General features: G+C 64.1%; 22 protein-coding genes and 2 pseudogenes. 9 read left to right on the top strand and 15 right to left on the bottom strand.

Annotated features, from left to right (window positions below; genetic code table 11):
• Genes M5E06_RS16045 through M5E06_RS16020 form a run of 6 tightly spaced genes read left to right on the top strand, consistent with a single transcriptional unit; the run spans position 1 to position 6,659 of the window.
• Positions 1–1,314 (top strand): prohibitin family protein, encoded by a 1,314-nt coding sequence (locus M5E06_RS16045; protein WP_252139015.1) that lies wholly within the window; start codon positions 1–3, stop codon positions 1,312–1,314.
• Between the two features lie 7 nt (positions 1,315–1,321).
• Positions 1,322–2,995: an ATP-binding cassette domain-containing protein gene (locus tag M5E06_RS16040; RefSeq protein ID WP_252139014.1), complete on the top strand. Its 1,674-nt coding sequence runs from the start codon at positions 1,322–1,324 to the stop codon at positions 2,993–2,995.
• A 57-nt stretch (positions 2,996–3,052) separates the two neighbouring features.
• Positions 3,053–4,210, top strand: a complete 1,158-nt coding sequence (locus M5E06_RS16035) for an SDR family oxidoreductase (RefSeq protein WP_252139013.1) — start codon at positions 3,053–3,055, stop codon at positions 4,208–4,210.
• A 32-nt stretch (positions 4,211–4,242) separates the two neighbouring features.
• Positions 4,243–4,671 carry an SET domain-containing protein gene (locus M5E06_RS16030; RefSeq protein ID WP_252139012.1) on the top strand — a complete coding sequence of 143 codons (429 nt, stop codon included), beginning with the start codon at positions 4,243–4,245 and terminating at the stop codon, positions 4,669–4,671.
• Entirely contained in the window at positions 4,668–5,417 is a 750-nt protein-coding gene (locus tag M5E06_RS16025; protein WP_252139011.1) for a hypothetical protein, read from the top strand. Before M5E06_RS16030 ends, M5E06_RS16025 begins: the two co-directional genes overlap by 4 nt.
• Positions 5,418–5,474: 57 nt before the next feature.
• Positions 5,475–6,659, top strand: a complete 1,185-nt coding sequence (locus tag M5E06_RS16020; protein WP_252139010.1) for a porin — start codon at positions 5,475–5,477, stop codon at positions 6,657–6,659.
• A 12-nt stretch (positions 6,660–6,671) separates the two neighbouring features.
• On the opposite strand, the pseudogene M5E06_RS16015 reads toward M5E06_RS16020, so the two are convergent.
• Positions 6,672–6,848: pseudogene (locus M5E06_RS16015) on the bottom strand (IS630 family transposase); the annotation flags it as partial.
• Positions 6,849–6,853: 5 nt separating this feature from the next.
• On the opposite strand from M5E06_RS16015, the pseudogene M5E06_RS16010 reads away from it, so the two are divergent.
• A pseudogene (locus M5E06_RS16010) lies at positions 6,854–6,946 on the top strand (transposase domain-containing protein); the annotation flags it as partial.
• Positions 6,947–7,598: 652 nt separating this feature from the next.
• Here the strand turns inward: M5E06_RS16010 and M5E06_RS16005 are convergent.
• Positions 7,599–8,096: an Lrp/AsnC family transcriptional regulator gene (locus tag M5E06_RS16005; RefSeq protein ID WP_252139009.1), complete on the bottom strand. Its 498-nt coding sequence runs from the start codon at positions 8,094–8,096 to the stop codon at positions 7,599–7,601.
• A gap of 308 nt (positions 8,097–8,404) precedes the next feature.
• Here M5E06_RS16005 and M5E06_RS16000 point away from each other — a divergent pair, with 308 nt between their 5' ends.
• Positions 8,405–9,217 (top strand): AraC family transcriptional regulator, encoded by an 813-nt coding sequence (locus M5E06_RS16000; RefSeq protein ID WP_252139008.1) that lies wholly within the window; start codon positions 8,405–8,407, stop codon positions 9,215–9,217.
• Positions 9,218–9,335: 118 nt separating this feature from the next.
• On the opposite strand, the gene M5E06_RS15995 is transcribed toward M5E06_RS16000, so the two are convergent.
• From M5E06_RS15995 to M5E06_RS15935, 13 genes are all read right to left on the bottom strand, one after another.
• Positions 9,336–10,694 (bottom strand): spinster family MFS transporter, encoded by a 1,359-nt coding sequence (locus tag M5E06_RS15995; RefSeq protein ID WP_252139007.1) that lies wholly within the window; start codon positions 10,692–10,694, stop codon positions 9,336–9,338.
• Between the two features lie 110 nt (positions 10,695–10,804).
• A complete protein-coding gene (locus M5E06_RS15990) occupies positions 10,805–12,622 on the bottom strand; it encodes a DUF1302 domain-containing protein (protein ID WP_252139006.1) in 1,818 nt (605 codons plus the stop codon).
• A gap of 247 nt (positions 12,623–12,869) precedes the next feature.
• On the bottom strand, positions 12,870–13,400 hold the full coding sequence (locus M5E06_RS15985) for a flavin reductase family protein (RefSeq protein ID WP_252139005.1): 531 nt from the start codon (positions 13,398–13,400) through the stop codon (positions 12,870–12,872).
• Between the two features lie 92 nt (positions 13,401–13,492).
• A complete protein-coding gene (gene ribB, locus M5E06_RS15980; protein ID WP_252139004.1) occupies positions 13,493–14,575 on the bottom strand; it encodes a 3,4-dihydroxy-2-butanone-4-phosphate synthase in 1,083 nt (360 codons plus the stop codon).
• A 69-nt stretch (positions 14,576–14,644) separates the two neighbouring features.
• Complete coding sequence (locus M5E06_RS15975; protein WP_252139003.1) at positions 14,645–16,588, bottom strand: AMP-dependent synthetase/ligase; 1,944 nt, start codon at positions 16,586–16,588, stop codon at positions 14,645–14,647.
• On the bottom strand, positions 16,569–17,357 hold the full coding sequence (locus M5E06_RS15970) for an enoyl-CoA hydratase/isomerase family protein (protein ID WP_252139002.1): 789 nt from the start codon (positions 17,355–17,357) through the stop codon (positions 16,569–16,571). Before M5E06_RS15970 ends, M5E06_RS15975 begins: the two co-directional genes overlap by 20 nt.
• Before the next feature lie 56 nt (positions 17,358–17,413).
• Positions 17,414–18,634, bottom strand: coding sequence for an LLM class flavin-dependent oxidoreductase (locus tag M5E06_RS15965; protein WP_252139001.1), 1,221 nt, complete (start codon positions 18,632–18,634; stop codon positions 17,414–17,416).
• 88 nt (positions 18,635–18,722) lie between these two features.
• Positions 18,723–19,493 (bottom strand): creatininase family protein, encoded by a 771-nt coding sequence (locus tag M5E06_RS15960; protein WP_252139000.1) that lies wholly within the window; start codon positions 19,491–19,493, stop codon positions 18,723–18,725.
• Positions 19,486–20,250 (bottom strand): enoyl-CoA hydratase/isomerase family protein, encoded by a 765-nt coding sequence (locus M5E06_RS15955; protein WP_252138999.1) that lies wholly within the window; start codon positions 20,248–20,250, stop codon positions 19,486–19,488. The genes M5E06_RS15960 and M5E06_RS15955 overlap by 8 nt, the downstream gene beginning before the upstream one ends.
• A gap of 11 nt (positions 20,251–20,261) precedes the next feature.
• On the bottom strand, positions 20,262–21,938 hold the full coding sequence (locus tag M5E06_RS15950) for a long-chain-fatty-acid--CoA ligase (protein WP_252138998.1): 1,677 nt from the start codon (positions 21,936–21,938) through the stop codon (positions 20,262–20,264).
• A gap of 264 nt (positions 21,939–22,202) precedes the next feature.
• Positions 22,203–23,087 (bottom strand): efflux RND transporter periplasmic adaptor subunit, encoded by an 885-nt coding sequence (locus tag M5E06_RS15945; RefSeq protein WP_252138997.1) that lies wholly within the window; start codon positions 23,085–23,087, stop codon positions 22,203–22,205.
• The gene (locus M5E06_RS15940) at positions 23,084–23,299 is read right to left on the bottom strand and encodes a DUF1656 domain-containing protein (protein ID WP_252138996.1); all 216 of its coding nucleotides are present in this window, start codon (positions 23,297–23,299) and stop codon (positions 23,084–23,086) included. The genes M5E06_RS15945 and M5E06_RS15940 overlap by 4 nt, the downstream gene beginning before the upstream one ends.
• Positions 23,296–25,410 carry an FUSC family protein gene (locus M5E06_RS15935; protein WP_252138995.1) on the bottom strand — a complete coding sequence of 705 codons (2,115 nt, stop codon included), beginning with the start codon at positions 25,408–25,410 and terminating at the stop codon, positions 23,296–23,298. The genes M5E06_RS15940 and M5E06_RS15935 overlap by 4 nt, the downstream gene beginning before the upstream one ends.
• Before the next feature lie 78 nt (positions 25,411–25,488).
• Here M5E06_RS15935 and M5E06_RS15930 point away from each other — a divergent pair, with 78 nt between their 5' ends.
• On the top strand, positions 25,489–26,340 hold the full coding sequence (locus M5E06_RS15930; RefSeq protein ID WP_252138994.1) for an AraC family transcriptional regulator: 852 nt from the start codon (positions 25,489–25,491) through the stop codon (positions 26,338–26,340).
• The last annotated feature ends 25 nt before the right edge of the window (positions 26,341–26,365 follow it).

Below are 26,365 nucleotides of genomic sequence, written 5' to 3'. Positions count from 1 at the left end.
ATGGCTGACCAGGCCTTCACCATCGACGACGCCGATGCGCTGCCGAAGCCGAAGTCGCGCCTGCGCGCGCTGCTGGCACACTGGTATGACGAACACCGCCGGTCCCTGCTGTGCACGCTGCTGGTCGGGATCCTGATCTTCCTTTATTTCGCACCGTCCATCGTCGTCTTCATCCCGGCGGGCCATGGTGGCGTGCTGTGGAAGCGCTTCCATCAGGGCACCCAGATGGCGCCAGCGCTGCCCGAGGGCGTGCACGTCATTTTCCCCTGGGACAAGATCGAGATCTACGACCTGCGCCTGCAGGAGGACACGCGCTCCTATTCGGCCATCGCCAACGACGGCCTGAACGTCAGCATCGAGATCACTGTGCGCTACCGCCCCTATGCGGAGATGCTGGCCGCCCTGCATAAGAATGTCGGCCCGCGTTACCTGGAAGTGCTGCTGGTGCCGGAAGTCGGCTCCGTCTCGCGCGAGATCGTGTCGCGCTTCAAGGCGGACGAGCTGTATGCCCATCGCCGCCTGCGGGTGCAGACCGAAACCTACGAGCAGGTCGCCGACCGCGTGATGTATGCCCAGCTGATCGGTGCGGAGAACGTGCCGAAGCCGGACGGTCGGACCAAGACCGGCTACCTGCTGATCCAGGACATCCTGATCCGCAACGTCACCCTGCCGGACGCGATCATGGCGTCGATCGAACGCAAGATCCAGCAGGACCAGGCGGCGCAGGAATACCAGTTCCGTCTGCAGCGCGAGCTGTTCGAAAGCCAGCGCAAGCAGCTGGAAGGCCAGGGCATCCGCGCCTTCCAGGAGACCGTGCAGGCCAACCTGACCGAGAATTACCTGCGCTGGCGCGGCATCGAGGCGACGCTGGAACTGGCCCATTCGCCCAACGCCAAGATCGTCGTGATCGGCAATGCCGCCAGCGGCGGGCTTCCCCTGATCCTCGACGCCGCCTCCGGCCAGACCGGCCTGCCGGCCCCTGGCACCCCCGCCGCGACGCCGGGCGCGCCGCCCGCCGGCCCGAACGCCAAGCTGACCTCGGTGCCCACCAGCACCGCCGTGCCGCCGGTCTCGCAGTTGCCGTCGCTGAGCGGAGAGGGAACGCCGGGCCAGACTCCCGTCGGCCAGATGCCGAGCCTGAACACCGGCGGTGAATCGGCGCCCGCCGCCACGCATCCGGCGGCGCCCACCCCCGCCACCAAGCCCGAACCGGCGAAGGAGGGGGCCAAGGACGGCTCGAAGACTGCGGCCTCGGCTCCGATCCTGTCGAAGGTGTCGCCGTCCAAGCTCCTCGAAATGATCCAGTCGAAGTGAGGCGGCGATGGACCTCTGGCGCATCCTGAGACGCGAGGCGTTGCGCAACCTCCAGCCGCTGATGCTGCTGGCGGTGCTGGCCGCCGCGCTCAACCTCGCCCTGCTGACCTCGCTGAACGATGCGCTGCTGGCGCTGGACGATCCGGAAGGCTTGCAGCGGCTGCTGATCGTCTTCCTCCTGTCGGCCTTCCTCTGGCGCATCGCCCAGGGCTGGATGATGAACGCGGCGTCAAAGCGGATGCAGGCCGCCCTTGCCATCCTGCGCGTCGACCTGCTGCGCCGGGCAGTGGCCGCCGACCTGCCGGACGCCATGGCGGTCGGCTCCTCCCGTCTCGCCCAGGTGGCGGGACCTGAGCTGCAACTGCTGGCACAGGCCGTGCCGACCCTGGTCATCAGCTTTCAGTCGGTCGCCGCGATCCTGCTGTGCCTGCTTTACCTCGCCACCCTGTCGGGTGCGGCGGTCCTGATCGTACTTGGCTTCCTGGTCGTCGGCGGCATCCTGATCGGTCGCTCCGTCATCCGGCTGGAACTGATGTCGGAAACGATCCACGAGGCCGAAGGCGCCCTGTCGGAACGGTCGGAGCACATCCTGCAGACGCTGCGCGAGTGCAAGCTGAACCGCCGCCGCGCCGCCAACGCGCTGGCCGACGCGACATCCTGCGCCGAAACCCTGCGCAAGGAACGCCACCGTTTCGGTGCGGAGTACAGCCATTACTTCACCATCAGCGAGCTGACCTATTACGCCGCGCTGGCCGGCATCATCTTCCTGCTGCCGGCGGTGACCAACACCGACATCGCCACCGTCATCCTCGCCGGCCATGCCGCCGCCTTCATCGCCTATCCGGTCATCACCATCGTCGCCTCCTATCCGTCCTATATCGCCGCCGAGACCGCCGCCCGCTCTTACCTCGCGGTTGAGGCGGAGTTGAAGGCGGCACCGCAGGCGGTGGCTCCAGGCCGCGGCAGCGGATCGGATGACGACTTCTCCACCATCGCGCTGGAGGGCGCCACCTTCCGCCATGCCGGCCGCGACGGTGTGGGGTCCTTCACCGTTGGTCCGGTGGACATGACGGTCGAACGCGGCAGCGTCGTTTTCGTTACCGGCCACAATGGTGCGGGGAAGAGCACGCTGATCCACATGTTGCTGGGCCTTTATCCGATCCAGCGCGGCATCCTGTCGGTCGACGGCGTGCCGGTGGGGCCGGACGGCCTAGCCGCTCACCGCGACCGCTTCGCCGTGGTGTTCTCCGACAGCCATGTGACCCGCCAGCTTTATGGCGCCGCGAGGATGGAAGACGGCTTCGCCGAGGAACTGCTCGATCTGCTGGAGATGTCGGACAAGGTCGCGGTCGACGGCCGCGCCTTCACCACCGTCGATCTGTCGCAGGGCCAGAAGAAGCGCCTCGCCCTGATCGCCGCGCTGCTGGAACGCAAGCCGGTGCTGGTGCTGGACGAATGGGCGGCCGACCAGTCCCCCTATTTCCGGCGCAAGTTCTACCGCGAGATCATTCCCTGGCTGAAGGCGCGCGGCGTCACCGTGATCGCGGTGACCCACGATGACGCCTATTTCGACGCGGCCGACGTCCAGCTTCAGGTCGACCGCGGCGGCATCCGCCGCCTCGTCACCACGGTTCCCCCTGGCGGCATTCCTGCCCCCGACCTTCTTCCCGCCTCTTCCTGAGACGGATTTCCGTCCTCCCCTGCCCCCATCCCTTCAGACGCGAGACAGAGGCACACCATGATCCTTCTCACCGGCGGTACCGGCTTCCTAGGCGGCTCCTTCTACCTCGACGCCGTGCGGAACGGGTCCGCGGCGGACTGCCTTCTGCTGATCCGCGGCGCCGACGAGGCCGCCTGCCGCGCCCGCCTCGCCGCCAACCTCGCGCGCTGCGTCGACCGCGCCACCGCCGAGGCTTATGCCGGCCTGTGCCAGATTCTCCCGGGCGACCTGCAATCGCTGGCGACCAGCGCCGACCCGCGGCTGGACGCGGTGACCCACATCGTCCACGTAGCGGCCGACACCTCCTTCGACAGCCGCCACTCGGTCTGGCAGATCAATGTCGACGGCACGCTGGCTCTGGCCGCCCGCGCCCGCCGGATGAAGCATCTCCAGCGCTTCCTGCACATCGGCACCGCCTTCTGCTGCGGCGAGACGCCGTGGCTGGAAATGGTGAGCGAGGCTCCGGCCCCCGGCCATGACACGCCGCACATCGTCGAATACACCCGCAGCAAGGCGGCGGCTGAACGGGCTCTCGCCGCCGGCTTCCCCGACCTGCCGATCGTCGTCTGCCGCCCGTCGATCGTCGTCGGCCACACTCAACTCGGCGTGCGCCCCAGCGCCAGCATCTTCTGGTTCTTCCGTCTGGTCGACCGCACCGGCGTGCTGCCCTGCTCGCCTGACGGCTTCATCGACATCGTGCCGGTGGACTGGGCCTCGGCCCGGCTGCACGACCTGCTGCGCAAGCCGGACCTGAAGCACAGCATCTACCACATCTCCGCCGGCATCGGCAGCCGGACCACCTGGGCTGATTTCGAAGAGGCCTTTACCAGCCACGGCCATGAGGGCAGCCGCCCCTACAGCTTCTTCGACCCGAAGGGTCCGGAAGGCTGGAAGCCGTTCGACCGCGCCTATCGCCTTGCCTTCCCGCAGCGCGACATCCTGCACCGGACAATGGCCGCCGGCGGACGCAAGTACCACCGCTTCACCGCACAGGACATCGCCTTCGACAACAGCCGCCTGCTGTCGGAAGGCTTCGCGCCGCCGCCGCGCTTCGCCGATTACATCGGCGTCTGCCTGCAGCAGCCGCGCACGACCATCGAGGAGCAGTTCGTCGACGACGCCGCCAGCTTCGAGTTCGACGAATCGCTGGCTCCCGCCGCCACCGCTGCCGCCTGACGCATCACCCAGCCTGTCGGAATAAGGACGCCATGCCGCTCCTCATCCCCACCCGCCTCGCTCCCAGCCCGATCCATGGTCTGGGTCTCTTCGCCGAGGAACCCGTCGCGGCCGGCACGCCGGTGTGGCGGTTCGATGCCCGTGTCGACCGCCTCTTCGCTGCCGACGACGCCCTGCTGGACGAGTTTCCGCAGGTCGCCCGGTTGGCCGACTTCCACGGCTGCGTGATAGATGGGGTTGGCGTCCTCCTGCCGGGGGACGACGCCCGCTTCCTCAACCACGACGACGAGCCGTCCATCGGCCGGGCCGAACCCGGCGACTGGCGAATGTTCGTCGCCCGCCGCGCCATCGCCGCGGGTGAGGAGATCACCTGCAACTACGAGGACATCTGCGCCGATGTCCGTGACGCCGGTGCCGCCGGCTACCTGTCCGCCAGCGCCCTGTCTGGAGGGGCGGCATGACGCCGCGCGCGTCCCATCACCCCCTGCGGACCAGCATCGTCGAACCCGCCGCACTGACGGCGGAACGGCGGGCGGTGATGTTCGCCCTGCTCAGCGTCTGGTTCGAGGGCTACGGCGAGGATTATTTCAACGAGGAACTGGGCGACCTCGACCACTGCGTCCTGCAGGAGGATCCGGAGACCGGCGAGCTGGTCGGCTTCGCCACAGTCTACCGCCAGGAGGTCGACATCGCCGGCACCGCCGTTGGCGCCTTCCACACCGCCCACTGCATCCTGGAACGCCGCTTCTGGGGATCGAACGGGCTGGTGCGCGCGATGGTTGCCGAGATGGTGGACCGGGCGCGCGCCGACCGGTCGGGACGGCTTTGGTACTGGAGCTACAGCGCCGTCGGCTACCGCTCCTACCGCTACATGCCGATGCTGTTCGTCCGCCACACACCCAATGCGGACCAGAGGCTTGACGGGTTGGACCGGGCATTGCGCGACCATATCGGCCGCGAATGCTTCGCCCAGTATTACGATGCCGGGACCGGCACCGTCGACTGGAAGTGGCAGGGCTATGGCCTAACGGAGGAGGCCCGCGCAATCAGCGACGCTAAGCTCGACAGCCCGGCGGTCGCCCAGTTCCGCCGCCTCAACCCGCGCTGGGCCGACAGCGTGGAGGTCCTCTGCCTCGCCCGGCTGACCGACGACAACCTCACCCCCTTCGGCCGCCGCTGGTTTCCGGCAGCCCAGCCCACCGTTTGACGCCCGCCGTCTGACGACACCCGTCCAACGCCGCCCATTCCCGGAATGACCATCCCCATGCGCCCGATGTCCACCGTCTCCATTCTTCGCACCGCAGCCCTGGCCGGCACCGCCGCCGTCGCGCTTCAGGCGGCACCGGCCCTTGCCGATGCCGAATTCAGCCTCACCATCGGCGGCGATGCCTATTTCCAGGGCGCCTATGTCAGCCAGAAGCGGGACGACGGGCTGCGCTCGACCGAGTTCGCCAACCGCCTGCGCCTGATCGTCACCCCGTCCGCCACCGCGGACAACGGGCTGACCTACGGCGCCCGGCTGCGACTGGTCTCGGGCAACGGCGACCCGTCGGTGTCGAGCCGGACGGTGGAGAATGACCGCGCTTATCTCTACGCCAATGGCGCCTTCGGCACGGTGCAGGCCGGCGTGATCAATGGGCTGTCGGACGAATACGGCATCATCGGCCCCAACACCGAAGGCATCGCCGGAAGCCCGGACAGCAACGGCCTGCTGTTCCTCTACGGCTCATCCACCTATGCCGCCCTGCCGCTGGCCGCGACCAGCCTGCGCACGCTGGCGTCCTACGACACCGGGACCAAGTTCATTTACATCAGCCCCAGCTTTGGCGGCTTGCAGGCCGCGGTGTCCTACACCCCGCGCACCGGCGATTCTAACACGTCGGTCAACCGCCGCAAGGTCGATACCCTGGGCGATGCGCTCGCATTCCGTGACGTGGTCGAAGCCGGGGCCGCCTTCCAGAGCGCTTTCGGCGACGTGACGGTGGAGGCCAGCGCCTTCTACCAGACTGGCAAGGCGGTGCGGCAGAGCGACGGCATCGCCAGCCAGTCCTTCCAGGATCTGAATTCCATCCATGTCGGCGCCAATGTCGGCTATGGCCCGGCAAAGGTCGGCGTCAGCTATGCCTACAGCGGCGACAGCGGCTATGCCAAGGGCATCGCGCAGTCGCGCGACCAGCAAAACCTGATCGTCGGCGCCCAATATATCAACGGTCCGCTGCTGTTCGCTGCCAACTACATGCGCGCACTGGGCAACGATGTGGCGACTATGACGACGCCCGCCAAGGCGGACATCTGGCAGGGCGGCGTCACCTGGACCGTGGCCCCTGGCCTGACCACTGGGCTGGAGTATGACTATGTCCGCTCGACACTGTCGGGCGGTGCGGCAAACGGCGGTGATCTGACCGACCGGGCACACATCCTGATGCTGGACACCCGTCTGGCATTCTAATGCACTGACTCCTTCAGAAAGTGCAAGCAACCGGTCGAGTTTGGCGAAGATGGTTTCGGCGGACATGGTCCAGACGAAGGGCTTGGCGACTTTGTTATGCGCGCGGATGTAGCGGGCGATGGCATTGTGCAGGTCAGCCACAGACTTGAAGACGCTCCGCCGGATACTCCGGCGGGTAATAATCGAGAAAATCTCTCAACGGCGTCGAACCCTTTGTCTACCTGCGTGACGTCCTGGAGCGGATGGTGAACGGTTATCCCGCTAGCCGCTTCGCCGATCTCCTCCCCTGGAACTGGAGTGTGCGTCAGCGCACTAGCGGCGAGAACAACGCCAAGGCGATGGAGATGGTGCGGATCATGATCGACCGTGTCGTCCTGACGCCCTCCCCTGCCGGAGCGGCGTTGGATGCCGACCTTCACGGCGAGCTGGCCGGCGTCCTGGCCGTCTGCGTGGGCGCCGTTCAGACGCGCAGGGCCCAGACGCACGAACGCCCCGGGTCTTTCGAACCGGGGCGTCAACTGTCGGTGGTTGCGGGGACGGGATTTGGCCTTTGCCGAACTCACATTGTGCGCTGAGAGATCGCCCCGTCTCTTCAATCAAGTCAGCCTCCGGCGAATCCGGTGCAGTTCACCACGCCCAGCATCAATGCCTTGAGGACCGCCAGGTCGGAGTAGGTCCGTTGCCCGCCGGGCATACTCGGGTTACGGCACGCCAGCGCTCCACAGCTTCGTCGCTGATACCAGCCAGTCAGACTGTCAGGTGCCCACAATGCCGCATCATACACCCGACAACTGTGAATCCAGCGCCGCCGCTTGGTATGTAATGGTGACAAGTGGTAATGGCCTTGAACGGAATCGATCAGATCGGAAGCTGGAGTGAGCTCTCCTACGTTGGCGCCCTAAAATCCGCAATCACCACCTCATTTGGAAAGGGTACATGTCAATACCGGACGACTATCGCCTGGGATGTACTTATAGGCAATTCTGTTTTGTAAGTTATCTGTTTTAGGACCAAATTAGATCTGATGGTGGAGACAAACTCTATTTTTGACAGTTTTCTTGCTATCAGCTGCTCCAGTTCCTCGACGTCTCGGACGACCACGCGCAGAAGAAAATCGCAGTCGCCTGTCATCCAATTGCATTCCATTACCTCGGGGATCCGCTCGACGGCATCCCGGAAATTCTCCAGTGCCGATTGCGGCTGCTTGTCGAGCTTGACCTGGATATAGGCATTGATTTCCAGCCCCATCACCTTTGGATTCAGAAGGGTGACCCGTCGGTCGATGATGCCGGTCTGCTCCAGCTTCTTCACCCGCGTGAGGCAGGGCGAGGGGGACAGATTGATTCTGCCGGCGAGCTCGACGTTCGTGAGATTTGCGTCCTTCTGCAACTCGTTGAGGATCTTGATGTCCGTTCGGTCGAGCGTCAGCGTGTTCATGATGATGACTCCCTGTAGTACTCTTGACGGCTTGGCTTGGAACCAAAGCGAAGAACGGCAGGAAATTCCGCGGAACAAACCCATCTGAGTGCAGTGCGCATTCCCTTCTGCCATTCGAATGTACACACGGCAGAGTGTATCCGAGGCCAACCAATGGCAGAATCTATGGGATTGCCATTTTATGTCGTGAAACTGTCAAATTCGGACTTAGGTCCGTATCGAGAAGCACGGAGGCCGCAACATTGCCGAAGAGTGCACGGTTTGGGGCGAAATGGCCGGAAGCCCCTGTGGCCGGCGAGGCTCTCCCGATGGCGTGGGATCCCACTGGCCTGCGCGTCAGCTTCTCAACGCTGGATCCGGACGAGCTGGCCCGCCCGCTGGTCTCTTTCCTGGTGCGGCGCAATGTGGATGACGACGAGCTGCCGATCCACCGGCACCGGAAAGGCCAACTGGTGGTGGCGGCGGAAGGCTCGGTCATGTGCCGGACGCTCGACGGGCTTCGGATCGTCCCATCCAATGGAGCGGTGTGGATTCCGGGAGAGATTCCCCACAGCATTTCCATGTCGGACAGGGGCCGCTCATACTGCGTTTTCATCAATTCGGGGATTTCGCCTCTGCCGAATTCCTGTGCGACCTTTTCGATCAGCCCGATGCTGCGCGAGATGATCTTTCACCTCGCTAACCTGCCACCGCTTTATCCCCTGGAGGGTCCGACGAGCCGTCTGGTCCAGGTCATCCTGGACGAACTTGCACAGATGAAGTCGGAGCCGCTCCACTTCCCGGTTTCCAACCATCCCAGGATACAGCGCATCGCCGCCCAATTGCTGGAGGCGCCGGACGACCGCAGGACCATCCGGGACTGGGCGGCGGCAGTAGCCATGAGTGAGCGTACGCTGGCCCGGCTCATCCTAAAACAGACGGGGATGTCGTTCGGCCGGTGGCGCCAGCAACTCCATATCGTGATCGCCGTTCAACGGCTGTCGATGGGCGCTACCGTTCAGGCGATCTCCCAGGAATTGGGATACGACTCTCCGAGCGCCTTCACCGCCATGTTCAGGAAACACATGGGACAGCCTCCGCGCCGGTATCTGCAGGATCGGGCCAGAGGGACGACGAACTGACGCCGCATCGCCCTTGTCATGCCAAAGGCCCTCGATCCTGCCTGCCGGGATCAAGGGCCGTCGGTGTATACGGGGACCGGCTTTGCGGTCCCCCAGATGCTTGCCGCCGCTTACCCTGTCAGCTGACGATGTCCTGCCTGATGCTCTTCCGCGCCACCATGAAGGCGACCGCCGCCAGGACGTAGACGACCGACGTGCTGATCAGCGCCCAGCGGATGGCGTCACCGGAGCCCATCGACGGCGCGAGAAGATCGCTGATCAGGCCGACCGACAGCGGTCCAAGGCCAAGCCCGATCAGATTTGCGAAGAACAGGAAGATTGCGGTGGCCGTCGCCCTGGTGCGCGGACGCACCAGGCTTTGTACCGCCGCGAAGATGGGGCCGTAATAAATGGACTGCAGCATCATCGGCAAACCCATCAGGCAAAGCGCAGCCACTGTGTTCGAGGTGAGATAAGTCGCGAAAAGCGCAAAGGGCAGGCACAGGGCCGCGGCCGCCGGAATGGTCGCGTAGGCCTTCAGGCTGCCGCGCGCCACCGCGCGATCTGTCGCCCAGCCGCCCAACCAGGTGCCGGCGGCTCCGCAGATGCCGACGATCAGGCCCAGCACCGTACCGAGAAAGCCGGTGGCGCCCAGGTGGATTCCTGTGAGATCGTTCAGCCTGACCGTCAGCGCGCCCAACCCTTCCGCGTGATTGCGCAGGAAGTGGGAGCTTTGAAAGGCAAGATTGCTGTAAATCCCGAAACTCATGGCCGCCATCGCGACCGTGAGCCAGATATAGGTTCGCTTGCTGCCGAGTTCGCCCAGTGCCTCCCTCAGGGTGGGCGAGCTTTGCGCCTCGCTGGCCGCGAAGGAGGATTTTCGCGGCTCGGGTAGAGTGAAATTGGCCAGCAGCCCAAGGATGATGCCGGGCACCCCGACCAGCGCGAAAGATGCGCGCCAGCCGAGACTGTCCGCGATCAGGCCGCCGACCACCATCCCGACCAGGGAGCCGGCCGGAATGCCTATGGAAAAGAATGCCAGCGCCGACGCCCGCTTCTCTCTTGTCGTGTAATCGCTGATCAGGGACTGGGATGCCGGCGTGCAGCCGGCTTCGCCGACACCGACACCAACCCTGGCGAGGAACAGCTGGGCAAAGCTCTGGGCTACGCCGCAGACCGCCGTGAACAGGCTCCAGGTGATCGCCGACAGCGCGATGATCCTGACCCGGTTCGCACGCTCTGCCCACCGCGCGATCGGAAGGGCCAGCGTCGCGTAGAAGATGGCGAAGGAAAGGCCGGTCAACGACCCCAGTTGCCAATCGGCGAGACCGAGTTCGCGCTTGATCGGCTCCGCCAGGATATTGACGATCTGACGGTCGACGAAGTTCAGCATGTAAACGAGGAACAACATGATCAAGGCGTAGCGTCGATAGTGGATCGACATGCCCATCGGTTTCGGCTGCGGCACCGACACCGTGGTCGTTGCGTCTTCGATCATACGGCAGTCTCCAAAAAGACCGGGCACAGGGGGCCGGGTCGGTTTCGGTTGGAACGCGGTGTCGGGAGGCGTGGGGAATGCTGGCGGCCGGCCTACGGCTCGGCATACGGTCAGAGTTTGACGCCCGTGCTGATGAGAAACACGTCACGGTCGGCGCGCGGGTCGTAGGGGCCGGCCAAGGTCGTCAGGTAGGTGAGGTTAAAGAGATAGCTGTCCCTGACCGCGCCATCGAGCGCGAGCCGGAGGATCTGGCGCCCCTGATTGAGCGCGCCGTCATAGGACGTCCCGTTGACGTCATGGGAGAAGGCGACGGACGGCTTGAGGTTCACCCCCGGCAGAACGTCCTGATAGCTCAGGCTCGCCTGAAGGCGATACCCCCACGAGAATGGCGTCACGAAGCCCCTGGTGGTGCAGGCCTTGGGATCGGCCCCGGCCGCGCAGACGCCGTTGTTGGGTCCGGTTCCGAAAATGTCGGAGCGGCCATAACGGCGAAAATTGGGGTCCGGCAGATCGTGGACATATTTGGCGCCGACCTCGCCGCCGAGGGTCAAGGTGCCGCCGATCACACCGCCGATGTCGCCCGATGCGGCGAGCTGCCCCTGGGTGACGTGAAAGCGCTCATAACCGATGAACGGCCCGCCCAGGGGAACCGACGCGAAATCCCGCGCCAGCACACCGGTTCCGCTCACGGCCGCCTGCAACAGATCGGGGGCGTTGAAGCCGAGCGGCTGGTTGAATTTATGATCGAGTTCGCCCGCGACCCGCAGCTTCATAGAGGGAACACTGGTGGCGAAGCTGCCGGACAGCATTTTGATATTTTTGGGGTACTGGAACCGATAGGCCGGATTCAAGCCATCCGGATCTCCCGGCAGGAAGATGGCGCCGGTCCGGCCAGTCCGGTCGGCCTCGACATAGCCGGTCCGCGCGTGAATGTTGGTGAAGTGGAGCGAAAACCGGGTGCCGATGTCCGGCACCAGATACGAGCCGCCGACACCGAACTGGCCAGCATCCCCCGCCGTTCCGTCGTTGCGACGCTTCAGGAAACGCCCGGTCGCCAGCCCGTCCACCGAGGACAAGGCATTGGACACCATGACCATGTCGCAACCCGGTGAGGCGTAATCGGCTGTGGCGGCGAATGTTCCGCAACCCGGCTGCGTCGATGTCGCCGACAGCAGTTGATAGAAGACGTCGAGGCTTGCGGTCGGCGAGAGGTCGACCTTGCCCGACAGCGCCAGGAACGGCTTCGCTCCCTCCTGCGGCTGCAGGCCCGGCCGGGACAAGGCGGCGAAGTCGCGCGGGTTGATGTCACGAAGGCCGCCGGGAATTGAGAATGCCGGCCCCCATTCGATGGTCTGCTGGCCGGCCTTGAACGAGATGGGGAGCCCACCGGCGGAGAACCGACCCTTGACGTAAGCGTCGGCGAGGGAGATGCCGCGGAATTTGGCGCCTTGCGAAAAGCCACGGTCGGACAATGGGCCGCCGGCATAGTTGTTTGGCAGGTTGCCCAGCGCGACATGCCCCTCGGCAAGTGTGTGGTCGTACCAGCCCTTCACGCGGGTGAAGACGCCCCAGCCGTCGGCGTTGTTGGCCTCGAAATCGATCAGCCCCTTGGCGACGGTGGAAACCGGATCGCCTTCCCGATAGTTCAGGTTCCCGTCGTCGGAATTGACGCCCCCCGGTGCCGCACTTATGATCCGGAACCGTGCACCGTCGCCGGCCGGAACCAGGGACGGGTCGATGGGGCTGGCGCGAATGGCCGTCCCGACGGTGACCACGGCCCGGATGCCACCCGACCAGTCTCCTTCCTTGAATTCCCAGGCATGGGCCGGCCATGCGATCGACAGGGCGGCAAGGATCGCCACTTTCCGGCTTATGCCAAGGCTTGTCCACCATGCGGCACGGGGTGCCGACAGACTCAGGTCCGCCATCTTTCCTCCCTTTGACGATTTATTGGAGTTGAGACAAGGAAGCCCTTCCCCGATCTTTCCGGACGGGCCAGGGTTCGGTCTTCCGTTTTTCCTTGAGAGCACTCGGCATAGCCTCAGATGCAGGGCAATCGCATCTGAGGGTGGATCGACAACAATCCACTTCGAATGCCCTTCTCCCTGCAAGGAGAGACGGGCTTCTTCATCAAACAAAATCAAAATACGATGATAAGAACGCAGATAATCCGCACTATCCAACGGATGCAAAATATTCCATACGACCGAATTTTCCTGACGAATAAATCAGAGGAACTTTATGCTGATTGTGGATCTGCGCGACAACGGCACCGATCATGATCGTATGGGTGGCGACTTCCAAGGTGTCCTGTACTCTGCAATCGAAGCTGCAAACGGATTGGAGAAGGACTGGAACCCCGGTGACCATCTCGCCCCATTCAGCGGGGGAGAAACGGGATGCACCCTTGCTGCCGTCCATCGCCGCAAAGCGTTCCGCCAGTTGGACCTGATCGGCGGAAAGGACATTCCAGGAAAAGGCGCCGGTCCGGAGAATGACGTCATGAGCCTCGGCACTGCGGTTGATGCAGGCAAGCACCATCGGCGGATCGACGCACAAGGAAACCGCGGCGGTGACGGTCAGGCCACGCCTGTCGGCACCTTGGCCCGATGCCACAATGGAGACCGCCCCCACAACGGAGCGCAATGCACTCTTGAAGGCTGCCGTCTCCACATAGTTTGGAACCGGAAAATCTTGTCCTGACATGGTGAACCTCACGCAAGGCAGTGGAATGGCATGCCGCCAATCCTGGTTGGCGCCGCGGGACTGGTCGTTCGGCACCTGTGTTGGACGCTGCGCTACGGGGTGGCGGTGGCAACCGGCAGCGTCCGGTGCTCCACGATGTTGAGTCCATAGCCCCTGAGCGCGACCGGGACATGCTGCGAGTTGGACAGGAGGATCATGTCGTGAATGCCGAGATCCGCCAGAACCTGGGCGCCGACGCCATAGTTGCGCAGTTCGGCCTTGTCGACGAGCGGCTCCCCAGACTTCACCCGAAGAAGCTGTGAGATCGCCATATCGCGGCTGAACAGCACGATCACGCCTCTCCCTTCGGCGGCAATCTCCTGCATGGATTGGGCGACGATATCGCCGCGATCACCAGTCTGGCCGAGCACGTCCGACAGGATGTCCAGCGCGTGCATGCGCACCAGGGTCGGCCTCTCGTCGATCACACCCTTCACCAGTGCGATCGCTTCCGTCTCGATCGCCTTGATGCGGAAGGTGATGGCGCTCCATTCGCCGCCCCATCGGCTATCGAACTTCGCGGTGACGACACGCTCGACGTCATGATCGTGGCGGCGGCGGAAGGCGATCAGATCGCGGATCGTGCCGATCTTGAGCGCGTGACGACGGGCAAAGGCGACGAGATCGTCGAGACGCGCCATCGTTCCGTCCTCCTTCATGATCTCGCAGATCACGCCCGAAGGATTGAGGCCGGCAAGACGCGCGACGTCTACCGCCGCCTCGGTATGTCCCGCGCGGACCAGCACGCCGCCGGGTCGGGAGACCAGGGGGAATATGTGGCCCGGAGAGACGATGTGGTCCGGCCCCCTGGCCGCGTCGATCGCCACTGCCACCGTCCGCGCACGGTCCGCCGCGGAGATGCCGGTGGAAACCCCCTCGCGCGCCTCGATCGAAACGGTGAAGGCCGTCCCATGACGGGTGCCGTTTTCCGTGCTCATCAATTTGAGGCCGAGCTGATCGACCCGCTCCTTGCCGAGCGCGAGACAGATGAGGCCCCTGCCATGCGACGCCATGAAGTTGATCGCCTCGGGCGTCGCCATCTGCGCCGGGATCACGAGATCGCCCTCGTTCTCCCGGTCCTCGTCGTCGACGAGGATGAACATTCGGCCATTGCGGGCCTCTTCGATGATGTCCATCGTAGAGGACAGAAATGGATGGCGTGGATTGCAAGACGGCATCGTCATGACACTCCTTCGATCACCGTATCACATGTTCGACAGCGCCTTGCGGATCAGAGAATCCTCGGAGTCGTCGTAGAGTGAGTTTATCAGCGCCGCGTAACGTTCGTTCAGCACCTTGCGCCGCTTTTTTCTGGTCGCCGTCATAACGCCATTTTCGGCCGACAGCTCTTCAGGAAGGATCCGGAACGACTTTATCTGTTCGACGGGTGCCAACCTCTGGTTCGCCTTGGCGACCTCCCCCTCGATCAGGCGGATGACGGCTTCCGACGAACAGAAATCCGAGTAGCCGTTTATTGTTTCCTTCCGCCCCTTCACCCAGTCCGTCATCGCGATGCGGTCGACCTCGATCAACGCCACCAAGTATTTCCGTCCGTCACCGCAAACCGCGGCTTCCGATATGTAGGGGCTTTGACGCAGTTCGTTTTCGATCTGCGCCGGACTGATCGACTTGCCGCCGGAGGTGTTGATGATTTCCTTTTTCCGGTCGATGATTGCCAGCTGGCCATCGGGCCGAACCTCGACGATGTCGCCGGTGTGGAGCCATCCGTCCCGTAGAGCCTCCAGCGTGTCGTCAGGCTTGTTCAGGTAACCCGTGAACAGGCCCGGTCCCGTCACCAGCATTTCACCGTCGCCAGCGATCCTGGTCTTCCAGCGCGGATCGGCAATCGGAACGCCGATCGTGCCGGGCTTCGACCAGTCCCGCATTTGGCCGGTGTTCGCTCCGACCAGTTCGGTCTGTCCATAAACCTCCTTGAGGTTCACCCCCCAGGTCTGCCACAGCTTCACCACGTCCGGCGGCATCGGCGCGGAGGCGGTGTAGGGGTATTTGAGTTGGTCCAGACCGATCTCCCCCAGGAGCGGCAGGAAGACGTGATCGCGGCAGGTCGCGAAAAGCGCCTGGATAAATGGATCGTTCGGACCGTCCGCCTGTCGGTCCACCAGCGCCTTCTGGGCGATGGACATCGCGAAGCGGTAGGATTTCTTGCCAATCGAAGCCGACGCATTGATCCTGCTGACCAGTTCGGCGGCGTAGCGTTGATAAAAGCGCGGCGGCGCCATCCAATAGGTCGGCCTCACATCCCGGATGGTCGTCGCGAAGTCCGCTCCGGTTTCGCCGAAATAGGGTGTGACCTCGCTGATGAGAGGAAGAATGATCCCCTGCCCGAGCCCGACGACATGGGAGAGGGGGAGATGGACGACCACCCGCTGGGGTTCGCGGAAAAGCGCCGGGCAAAAGCTTCGGATGGTTACCAGACCCTCGATCAGCGACCGGTGGGTGAGGATCGCGCCTTTGGGATTGCCGGTCGTCCCGGAGGTGTAGACGATGCTGGCGTTGTCTTCCGCACGCGCCATTCCGGCCCGCTCGTCGAGCAACGACGCACAGTCGGACGACGAGGCGGAAAAGCGTGGCAGCGAGACGATGTTCTTCGTTGACGGAACCGCCGGATCGAAGACCACGATCTTCTTCAGCGTCTCCGCTTGCCGGCTGCGGAGAAGGATGGCGAGTTCCTTCTCTCCGGCGACGAAGGCGAATTTGCTTCCGGAGTCCTCCAGGAAATACTCGACCTCCTCGGTCGAAGAGGTGAAATAGATCCCGACCGCCACGCCGCCGGAACAGACCGTCGCCAAGTAGGCGACCACCCATTCCTGCGAGATGTCCCCCATGATGGCGACGTGGTCCCCCTTCTCCAGGCCGTCGTCGAGGAGGGCACGCGACAGCGCCGTGACGTCCCTGGCGAATTCACTCCAGGTCGTAGCGTGCCACGTGCCGGCGCGCTTCTGGAAGAACGCCACGACCTCGCCCCTGCTGTCCCGGCGGTCTCGCAGCAGCGACGGCAGCGTCCCGTCTTCATGGGCGGTCGGTGGAGGGTCGATGGCGGATGAGGCAATCGTGGACGGGGCAATTGGGGGCAGGACGGGGGGGGAAAAGGAATGCGGCCCGCCCATCTCAATTGCCGCCTTCTGCAAAGCGTTTGCGCTTCTCGCGGAAGGCGGCGACGGCTTCCTTACGCTCCGGGCTGTGGAAGGTGAGCATCTCGAGCGCGCCGGCGGTGTCGAGATTCAGGTGCACCTGATCCTTGATCAGCTTGTTGACGGCGTATTTGGTCCAGACGATGGCGTCGCGGGGGCCGGATGCGAGCATCTCGGCGTAGCGGACCGCATGCTCGACGACGGTTCCTTCCGGCACGACCTTGTTGATCATTCCGGCCGCCGCCGCGTCCCCCGCCGAAATGAAGTCCCCGGTCATCAGGTAATGCTTCGCCCGCACCGGCCCCAGAAGTAGCGGCCAGATCACCGCACCGCCGTCGCCGGCGACGACGCCGGCCGTCACATGCGTGTCGGCGAAGCGGACGCCGGGCTGCGCAAAGACGACGTCGCAAAACAGCGCGAGCGTGGCACCCAGCCCGACGGCGACGCCGTTGACCGCGGCGATCAGCGGGCATTCCAGTTCGAGCATGTTGCGGATGAGATGGCGCCCGGAGCGGGTGGGCGAAATCGGACCCAGATCGTCATCAAGCGCATTCTGATCGCCGCCGGAGCAGAAGCCGCGACCCGCACCGGTCAGGACGACGGCCTTGACCGCCCGGTCGTTATCGAGGTCCAAGAACAGCTCTTCCAACGCGGCGTGCATCGGCCAGTCGATGGCGTTGAGGATTTCAGGCCGGTTCAGGGTGACGATCGCCACCCCGCTCGCGCGTTTCTCGACGAGCAGGCCCCTGTACGTCTTGTCGGTCATGTGAGGCTCTCCAGATCATCCGGCCGGATCGCTTGGCCAGATCGGTCGACACGGGATCAGGCCGAAGCGTTCGCCTTTCGCATCATGCGGATCTGTTCGAGTATCTCGTCGGTCGGACGCACCACATTGTTGCGGTCGTTGAAGTGAGGGATGACATAGCGGCCGACCAACTCAATCGCCTTCATGATCTCGGCGTGTGAAACCGAATCGATGTGGAATAGGATTTCTTCGGCGCCGGTTTCGATGAAGCGTTCCAGCTGGCGGATGACCGTATCCGGGCTGCCGCAAACCAGGCTGGCGGAGTCGTTGAGGAGATAATCCCAGTCGGTAGCCGCGCGCTGGAGCGCTTCCAGCCCCTCCCCCATGTAGGCGTAGTCGTCCGCGATCTTCGCCAGCCGCGGATAGGCATCGGTCGAGATGCGGGCGTACTGCATCAGCGGCTCGGCATAGATGTCCTTCGCCGCCTGATCCGTTTCGGCGATCCCGAGGAACACCGGCATGCCGAGACGCGGACGGTCGAGAGGGCCGTTCGGATCCCGGTGCCAGTTCGACCGATAGGCTTCGACCATCTTCGCCTGGGCGTCCCAGCCCTGGTAGAGCGTGTGGCTGAGGACGGCGAGCCCCTGGCGGGCCGCCCAGACATGGCTGCGCTCACTGGTCGCGGCGATGCCCATCAGCGGATAGGGCTTCTGCAGCGGTTTTGGCACCAGCATGCGCGGCGGAACCTGATAATGCTTGCCCTCGAAGGTGAAAATGTCCTTGCTGAAGGCTTCGCGCATGAGCGCGATCCCCTCCTCCATCTGCTCAAGGGTTTCTGCAGGCTCCACGTTGAAGGCGCGCATCGCGATGGTGGTGTTCGCGCGGCCGCAATAAAGCTCCATGCGGCCGTTGGACAGGATGTCGGTGACGGCGGCACGTTCCGCCGTGCGGAGGGCGTGGTTGATCTTCTTGGGCATCAGCGAAACCGCCGGCCTCAGCCGGATGCGGGACGTGACCGCCGCGAGGTAGCCATACACGACTTCGGGAGCCGAACTGGAGATCCCGCCCAAGGCGACATGCTGCTCGGACAGGCTGACGATGTCGAAACCCATCTTCTCGGCAAACACCGCCTCTTCGACAAGCTCGTGAAGCCGGCGTGAATAGCTTTGTCCAACCAGGGTTTCCTGCTCGGACCAGAAGCCGAACTTGACTGACATTTGGATTCCCTCTCGGGTTTGTTTGGGATGCCTCTTCGGTGATTGGAAGCTTGTCACGAAGCAGGCGGCAGAACCTGCCAAAGATCCGTTGCACCGACTGTGCGTTCAGAACATTATTTTGTGTAGGAATGATCGACTGGGGTGGCCGGGCGGCAACGGCAGTCCGGTGTCAGGCCGGATCGTCCTGGGAAAAGCGTTCGACGAGAAGCGAGGCGATGCGCTGGATGCAGTGCCTGCCGATGGCTGCCGAGGAGCCGTTGGGGTCACCAAGAATGCCGTTGGCGCTGACGGCCGAAAGCCCGTCGCGCCACATCAACTCCAGGTCGCCTTGTGAAAGAAGCCCCAGTCTTCCGGCCACATAGCGTTCCGTGCGCACCCGCCCGGGGTGGATGTCAAGCATCAGCGAGGTTTCGGCGATATCGGCATGGCCGCCGACCTTAATCGGTTCGCCACCCGCCTCATTGACGGCATCGCGCCAGCACTCCAGCCACGCCTTCGCATCGGTGAAGGCGGAGACGCGGCAGGAGGGGGGCACGGCCGACCGCAATCGCGGCAGCATCCTGGCCAATGGCGGAGAATTGCCGACATGGGCGGAGAAGATGAGAATCCGCTCGAACCCGTGTCCCGCCAGACTGGCGCAGTAATCCCGGCAGATCATTTCGAATGTGCTGTCCTGCAGAGAGATCGTGCCGGGAAATGCGAGATGGTGGGACGAACAGCCGACCCTGATGGTTGGCGCCACCAGGGCATCTCCCAAGCCCTTCGCCACTAGGATGCCGAGATGGTCCGCATGGTCGGCATCGACGCTGAGGGTCAGGTGCGGTCCGTGCTGCTCCACTGCCCCGCAGGGAATGACGATGGTCCGGGCGCCGCCGGCAATGGCGAGAGCGACCTCGGACGAGGTCATAAACTCAAGCCGGAGATGATCGCCGTCAGCCATGCTGCTGCCTCGCCTTGCGTTGAAGGAACTGTTCACGCGCCGCGGCCGTCTCTTCGCGGTTCAGGTAATCCTGCATGTCACTGAGCGTGCGCGCTTCAAGCTCCTCATCGGTCATCCGCGGCGCCTCGTTGAAGGTGCGTTTGATTGCCGAGAACAGATGCATATCCTTGAGGCGAAGCGTCTCGGCAACGGCACGGGTCCGGTCCTGCAAGTCGTAGAAACCGACGATTTCGTTGACGAGGCCCATCGCCTGCGCCTCCTGCGCCGAAACAAGCTCGCCGGAATAGAGGAGACGCTCGGCAGCCCGACGCCCGAGGCGGTTCATCGCCTGCCGCATGCCCTTCGCGGCGGGGAGCAGTCCATGATTGATTTCGGGAAAGCCGAACCGGGCGCTGTCGCTCGCCACGACGTAGTCGGCGAACAGAGCCAGCTCCAGCGCCCCGCCCACCGCATAGCCGTTGACTGCGCACAGCAGAGGGCACCGGTAGCCTTCGAGCGCGATCAGCAGACGGTGGAAGGCCCGCATTCGCGGGATCGCGGCTTCCGCCTTGATGGTGATTTCGCGAATGTCGCCGCCGGCACTGAAGAAGCGCTCGCCGGCGCCGGTCAGGATCACGGCCGGCGCGTCGGCCTCTTCGCCGAACCGGGCGAGATCGTCCGCCAGTGCCTGGATCAGATCGAGGGAAAGCGCGTTGGCGGGCGGCCTGTCCATGGTCAACCGGACCAGCGTCGTGGATAAACGATCCATCCTCAGCATGTTGCCTCCTTTCAGGTCGCACAGGGCTCCGTGGCTGCCGATCCGTCGGCTTGGACGGAGGCGAACCGGGCGCGCAGGGTCTTCTTGTCGATCTTCCCGACGCTCGTCCTGGGCAGCTCGCTGACGGCTATGAAGTGGTCGAGTTTCGCGTATCGCGTGATCGCACCGTCATTGATCGCCGCCTCGATCGGCCGGTTCAGCGTTCCCAGCGTCACGGTCGCACCGGGGGCGGCGACGATTACGGCCAGCGGCCGCTCGCCCCAATGGTCATCAGGCACGGCGACGACGGCCGCTTCGGCGACACCGTCGGCATTCGCGACGATGCCCTCCAACTGGAGCGAATCGATCCATTCCCCACCGCTCTTGATGACGTCCTTGAGGCGGTCGCAGATCGTCACGTTGCCGTTCGCATCGATGGTCGCGATGTCCTGCGTGTGGAGCCATCCGCCCCGCCAAAGGGCCTTCGACCCCTCCCCGTCGCCCACATAGCAGGGCGTGAGCCAAGGGGCCCGCACCACCAGTTCCCCGCGCGACCGTCCATCCCTGGGAAGCGGGGTCATGGCCTCGTCGACGATCCGCGTCTCGACCAGCGGGATCGGCACCCCTGCCCTGGTCAGCAGATGGCCCTCGTCCGCGGCTCCCGTCTCCGATCCAGGGGCGCGGCGCGTTACGGTAAGAATCGGCGCCGTTTCGGACATCCCGTAGGCACCGACGATCTCCATGCCGCGGCGCCGCCCTTCCTCGAACAGGGCCGGGGTGAGGCTCGAACCGCCTACCACCATCATCCAGCCGGAGAGGTCCGTTCCAGTACGATCTGCCGCGGAAATCACCATCTGCAGAATGGTTGGCACGCCATGCGAATAGGTGACGCCATGCTCAGTCCGCAATCGGCAGATCATGTCGGCATCATAGCGCCCCGGATAGACCTGCTTCAGGCCCAGCATCGTCGCGATATAGGGCATGCCCCAGGCATGGACGTGAAACATCGGCGTGAGCGGCATGTACACGTCGTCGACACCGAACCCCCGATGGCGCGTGTCGCCGGAATGACCGCAGAGGGCCAGTGTGTGCAGAACCAGTTGTCGATGGCTGAAGCAGACCCCTTTCGGATTCCCCGTCGTCCCGGTGGTGAAGAAGGTTGTCGCGATTGCGTTCTCGTCGAAATCCCTGAAATCGAAATCGGGATCGGCGGCTGCGATCATCTCCTCATACTCCCCCGCCGCCCAGGCGGGTGCCGGCTCGCCGGTCCCGTCCATGATGGCGATGACCGCCTTCACGCCTGGAACGGCTTGCCGGATTTCGTCCAGCAGGGGGAAGAAGTCGCGGTGGATGATGATCAAGCCGGGATCGGTCCTGACCAGCGTGTAGAGGAGCTGGTCGATGGGCAGGCGGACGTTCACCGTCTGCAACACGGCGCCCATCATGGGAATGGCGAAATACGCTTCCAGATATCGATGACTGTCCCAGTCCATCACCGAGATCGTCATCCCCTCCTCGGCGCCCAGCGAGGACAGCAGCGACGCCAGTCTTCCGATGCGTTGCGCGAACTCCCGGTAGGTGAGGTGATACTGGTTGCGGTACACGATCTCCTGATCGGCCGACGTGATGAGAGCGCGGTCAAGCAGGTGGCGGATGGTCAAGGGGTATCGATAAGCTTCGTCGGTTGCGTCAGCGAAACGCAAGGGCATGTCTGCTCTCCATCATGATCCTATCGATTTTGCAGACCGGCCCGGCCTCCGGTGCGGGGCGGATCAACCCGCCACCGGCCGGTGTCGCCGCCGTCGGTACGCGCCGATCCACCTTCGGCATGCAAGGATCGCCTGCTGCCCGAGGTTAGCGCCTGCCCCTCAAGGGTTTCTTCCGAAGACTCCCCGTGAGCGCGCCCGTGAAAGGATATTCTGGCGCGACCCACCTGTTTGACGGCGATAGATGCCGCACACTTCCGCGGCCGATTACAGCGCGTCGCCGGCGGTTGCGGACTCGATGACGACGGTCGCCGTCATGCCCGCCGTCAGTTCGACGCCGGGCGGGACACGGTCGATGCGGATGCGCACCGGTATGCGCTGGGCAAGGCGGACCCAGCTGAAGGTTGGCTCGACGTTCGGCAAGCCGCTGTGACCGGGCGTTCCGTTGCTGTCCTCAATGCCCCGGCCGATGCTTTCGACATGGCCGGAGAGCGCGTCATCGAAGCCCATCAGCATGATCTGCGCCGGGCTGCCGACACGGATCCGCCGCAGCTTCGTTTCCTCGAAATAGCTGGTGATCCAGAAGCTGGTCGCATCGAGGATGGCGATCTTCGTCACGCCGGCCGTGGCATAATCGCCGGGCCGCAGCCGCAGATTGGTGACGTACCCGTCGATCGGCGCCCGGATCGTCGCCCGTGCGAGATTGAGTTTGGCAAGATCGAGCGCAGCCACCGCACCGTCATAGGTTGCGGACGCCTGTGCGGCGGCACCGGCCGTCTGCTGCACATCCTCCTGGGAAATGACTTCGCGGAGTTGGCTTCGCCGCCGCGCCGCCGCCTGTCGGACAAGCATGTCCTGGCGCTTGGCTTCGGCATCGGCCTGTGCGGACGCCACCGCGAGCGAAAACCGCTCGCGGTCGATCACATAGAGGACGTCGCCACGATGCACATACTGATTGTCGATAACTGACACGGCACCGACAGTCCCGGAGACTTCCGGCGCGATCTGCACGACTGCCGCGCTCACCCGGGCATCACGCGTCCACGGCGTCTGCTCGTGACGCGTCCACACCTGCAACGCCACGAAAGCGGCAACCGTGCCGAAGCAGAGGGTCAGGGCATAGCGTCCGAGCAGGGACAGCACAGGTTTCATTGGAATGTTCCGCTGGATGGCAGAGTCTGCAGGAGCAGACCGTAGAGGAGGGCGAAAGTGGCGAGTTCGACGAGCGGCCGGCTGGCGGTCAGGCGGAAGAGTCCCGCGGCGGCGAATAGACGGACCGCCGCGACGGTGCCGACAAGTGCGACCAAGGCGAGCACCAGCAGACCGGGGAGGAAGATGCCTCCGATGTCGAGATCAAGGATCATCGGCCGTTCTCCCAATTCGATGCGCCGCTCGGACCCAGGGCGAACTGGAGGTCGATGAGCAGGTCGAGCAGGAGACCGCGGCCTTTGATCGAGCTGTCGGCGACCCGCGCCATCAGCAATCCGATGCGCCGCTGCAAAGCGATGGCATCGGAAGGTCCCGCCCGGTATCCGAGACCGAAGCGTAGGGCAATCGCGGTGAGAAGCTCGAACCCGTCATAGCCGATCTGGCCGTCATTGTTGCCGCTGTCATTGGCGTCGACCTGCCGGATTGCCTGATAAAACCGACCGGCGGCGTGACCGACGCGAAGATGGTGCAAGGTGTCGTCAAGCACATCCGGGTGGGATTTTCCAGACAGCCGGAGCCGCGGGAGCAGCAGCGCCGTCCGGTCAATCATGAGACTTGTCCAGCGCGCTTCGTCTGGTCCGCCGCCCAGGGCCCGCTGCCTGACGTCCTGCCGATTCAGTCGAAGCAGCCGGCCGATCGCCGCATCGACCGGGATGGTCTGGAACAGGCTCATGCTCACGACCGCAAATCCTATCGCCGCGAACAGCGCGATGACGCTGTTGAGAGCCCCGGCAAAGTCGCCGGCATAGGTGGTACCCAGCCCCGAGAGGATCGGGATCGTCAGGGTGATGCCGAGCGCCATGAATGTCGTCGGGGGCCGCGCCTGCAGGGAGCCGGCGAACAGGAAGGCTGGTGCGAGCACCGCGACGAGGCCGACGAAATCCGTCACGCGGGGAAGGATGACGAAGCTGTAGACCAGACTGAACGCCACCCCGGCGACCGAACCGGTCATGTATTTGACGACATTCGGCGCCGGCACGTCGACATTGCCGAACAGGGCGCAGCATACACCCAGGATCGACACTGCCAGTCCGCCCTCCGGCCAGGCCGACCAGATCCAGAACGCGCAGCCGATGACGATGCCGGCGACCGCGCCCAGCGCGCTCCGGGCCGCCATCCAGGGGTCGCGGTGATAGACATAGCCCGTCGCGCGTCTGGACCGGAGGTGCGATACGGTGTCCGACGACTGGGAGGTTATGATCGTCCGCTCCAGCCGGTCGCAGTCATGAAGTAGGCAGATCATCTCGGCGAGGTGGCCAACGAGGTTGGCCGCGAGCCTGTCGCCGGCCGTCACGGCATCCGCGGCGATGCGTGTCCGCACCGTCTGGGCGCGGTCGATCAGCCGGTTCGCAACGATGTCCCGCCCGGCCGAGTCGGAGGCAGCGAACCAATGCTCCACTTCACCCAGCAGCGCGGTCAGTTCGTCAGGCGGGGTGTGGTTTCCGGAGCGAAGGGCATGAACGCGGTCATCGACCTCCGTCGCGAGCGGAAGCAGTCGTGCAAGCCGGTCATGGATCAGTTGCAACGTCTCGCGGCTCGGCGTCACCGGTACCGGGTCGTATGGCAGGTGACCGGCCAGCCCTTGCAGGGCGAGGAGGTCCCCTGCCAGCCGGTCGCGGTCGCGACGGGTCACCTCCCCGGAAGTTCCGCGGAGCGCGTCGCCCGCCAGCCGGCGGGCATCCCGCAGCGTTGCCGATAGCTTGGCGGTGAACTGGCCGGTCATGCGCTTCGGCAGGATAAAGCGATGAACTAGGATGGCGCAGAGGATCCCGATGGAGATCTCCTGGACCCGCACCGATGCTGTATCGAAGACGGCAGCAGGATTGAACACGCTGGGGAAGCCGATCAGGCTGGCGGTGTAGCCGGACAGAACGAAGGCATAGGCACGCGCGGTGCGGTCGAGCAAAGAGAGGTAGAGGCACAGGCCGATCCAGCAGGCGAGAACCACGCTGCACACGATCGGATCGTTGACGAAGAAGGGGATGATCGCCACGGTCGCGACGGCGCCGACGACCGTCCCCGCGAAGCGATAGACGCCGCGGCTGAGCGACGCGCCGGCCGAGTTCTGCGAAACGATGTAGACGGTCAGAATGGCCCAGGAAGGTTTCGGCAATCCCAGGCGCAGCGCGAAGTAGTAAGCCAACATCGCCGCGGCGAAGCACTTCACCGAGAAGAGCAGCGCATCCGCATCTGCCCGCAGTGCAGGGATCCAGATGGCGATCCCGGTGGCCGTGACGAGACGGTTCGAAGGAGGTTCGGTTCTCATGCCTGAGAGTATCGGCGCCTTGCGCAACCAGATAAATTAGGTATCCTGTCAAAAAACCCCTTAATCATGCCAAAACCTATGGCCGCGTCACGATCAGCCGTTTCCGTCTTCGACCCCGATCTGGCGGACCAGCCTGCCGTCGCTCGCCTGCTCGACTTCGCGGACTACGAGGCGGAAGTGCCGGTGCACGTGCATCGGAAGGGACAGCTGATTCTCGCGCTGCACGGGGCCGTCACGTGCACCGCGGACAATGAGATCTGGATCGTGCCACCCAACTGCGGAGTTTGGATTCCGGGTGGTACGCCACACAGCGTCAGGGCGACCGTGAATGCTCAGCTCAGCTACCTGTTTGCAGAGCCGGGAGCCGCAAATCTGCCCAAGGTCTGTTGTACCCTGTCGATTTCTCCGCTGGTGCGGGAACTGGTCAACCGGCTGACCGGCGAAGTTTCGGACTATCTTCCGGATAGCCATGCCGCTCGGCTCGCACAGGTAACGTTGGACGAACTGGCCGGGATGCCGCGTGAACACTTCAATCTGCCCATCTCCGGCGATCCGAAGATCCGGGCGATCGCCGATGCCCTGACGATCGAACCGTCCGACCGGAGCACATTGGGAGAATGGGCGAAGCGCGTCGCGATGAGCGAAAGATCACTGGCTCGTTTGATGATCCGGGAGACGGGCCTTACGTTCGGACGCTGGCGACAGCAGTTGCACCTTGTCGTCGCACTTCGTGAATTGGCCAGCGGGACGGCGGTGCAAACCGTGGCGGACAAGCTGGGCTATGAGTCGGTCAATGCCTTCATCACGATGTTCAGGAAAGCGCTGGGAAGTACGCCGGCACAGTATTTTGCGCAACGCAGGGTGAAGCTGTCACAGCCCAGAACAAAGACAGGGGCGATAGGAGTTGGGGCCAGAACTCATAATCGATGACTGACGAGAGCAGTGATCTGGACGG

It is taken from the genome of Azospirillum sp. A1-3, assembly GCF_023806445.1.
Taxonomy (GTDB): domain Bacteria; phylum Pseudomonadota; class Alphaproteobacteria; order Azospirillales; family Azospirillaceae; genus Azospirillum.
The sequence above is the reverse complement of the archived record's forward strand: the minus strand, read 5'-3'. Positions and strand labels throughout refer to the sequence as shown.

What these genes read in the sequence shown, in the direction of transcription:
- M5E06_RS16045 (WP_252139015.1), top strand. Translation starts at nt 1, where the DNA reads ATGGCTGACCAGGCCTTCACCATCGACGACGCCGATGCGCTGCCGAAG.
- M5E06_RS16040 (WP_252139014.1), top strand. Translation starts at nt 1,322, where the DNA reads ATGGACCTCTGGCGCATCCTGAGACGCGAGGCGTTGCGCAACCTCCAG.
- M5E06_RS16035 (WP_252139013.1), top strand. Translation starts at nt 3,053, where the DNA reads ATGATCCTTCTCACCGGCGGTACCGGCTTCCTAGGCGGCTCCTTCTAC.
- M5E06_RS16030 (WP_252139012.1), top strand. Translation starts at nt 4,243, where the DNA reads ATGCCGCTCCTCATCCCCACCCGCCTCGCTCCCAGCCCGATCCATGGT.
- M5E06_RS16025 (WP_252139011.1), top strand. Translation starts at nt 4,668, where the DNA reads ATGACGCCGCGCGCGTCCCATCACCCCCTGCGGACCAGCATCGTCGAA.
- M5E06_RS16020 (WP_252139010.1), top strand. Translation starts at nt 5,475, where the DNA reads ATGCGCCCGATGTCCACCGTCTCCATTCTTCGCACCGCAGCCCTGGCC.
- M5E06_RS16005 (WP_252139009.1), bottom strand. Translation starts at nt 8,096, where the DNA reads ATGAACACGCTGACGCTCGACCGAACGGACATCAAGATCCTCAACGAG.
- M5E06_RS16000 (WP_252139008.1), top strand. Translation starts at nt 8,405, where the DNA reads ATGGCGTGGGATCCCACTGGCCTGCGCGTCAGCTTCTCAACGCTGGAT.
- M5E06_RS15995 (WP_252139007.1), bottom strand. Translation starts at nt 10,694, where the DNA reads ATGATCGAAGACGCAACGACCACGGTGTCGGTGCCGCAGCCGAAACCG.
- M5E06_RS15990 (WP_252139006.1), bottom strand. Translation starts at nt 12,622, where the DNA reads ATGGCGGACCTGAGTCTGTCGGCACCCCGTGCCGCATGGTGGACAAGC.
- M5E06_RS15985 (WP_252139005.1), bottom strand. Translation starts at nt 13,400, where the DNA reads ATGTCAGGACAAGATTTTCCGGTTCCAAACTATGTGGAGACGGCAGCC.
- ribB (WP_252139004.1), bottom strand. Translation starts at nt 14,575, where the DNA reads ATGGACATCATCGAAGAGGCCCGCAATGGCCGAATGTTCATCCTCGTC.
- M5E06_RS15970 (WP_252139002.1), bottom strand. Translation starts at nt 17,357, where the DNA reads ATGACCGACAAGACGTACAGGGGCCTGCTCGTCGAGAAACGCGCGAGC.
- M5E06_RS15960 (WP_252139000.1), bottom strand. Translation starts at nt 19,493, where the DNA reads ATGGCTGACGGCGATCATCTCCGGCTTGAGTTTATGACCTCGTCCGAG.
- M5E06_RS15955 (WP_252138999.1), bottom strand. Translation starts at nt 20,250, where the DNA reads ATGCTGAGGATGGATCGTTTATCCACGACGCTGGTCCGGTTGACCATG.
- M5E06_RS15950 (WP_252138998.1), bottom strand. Translation starts at nt 21,938, where the DNA reads ATGCCCTTGCGTTTCGCTGACGCAACCGACGAAGCTTATCGATACCCC.
- M5E06_RS15945 (WP_252138997.1), bottom strand. Translation starts at nt 23,087, where the DNA reads ATGAAACCTGTGCTGTCCCTGCTCGGACGCTATGCCCTGACCCTCTGC.
- M5E06_RS15940 (WP_252138996.1), bottom strand. Translation starts at nt 23,299, where the DNA reads ATGATCCTTGATCTCGACATCGGAGGCATCTTCCTCCCCGGTCTGCTG.
- M5E06_RS15935 (WP_252138995.1), bottom strand. Translation starts at nt 25,410, where the DNA reads ATGAGAACCGAACCTCCTTCGAACCGTCTCGTCACGGCCACCGGGATC.
- M5E06_RS15930 (WP_252138994.1), top strand. Translation starts at nt 25,489, where the DNA reads ATGGCCGCGTCACGATCAGCCGTTTCCGTCTTCGACCCCGATCTGGCG.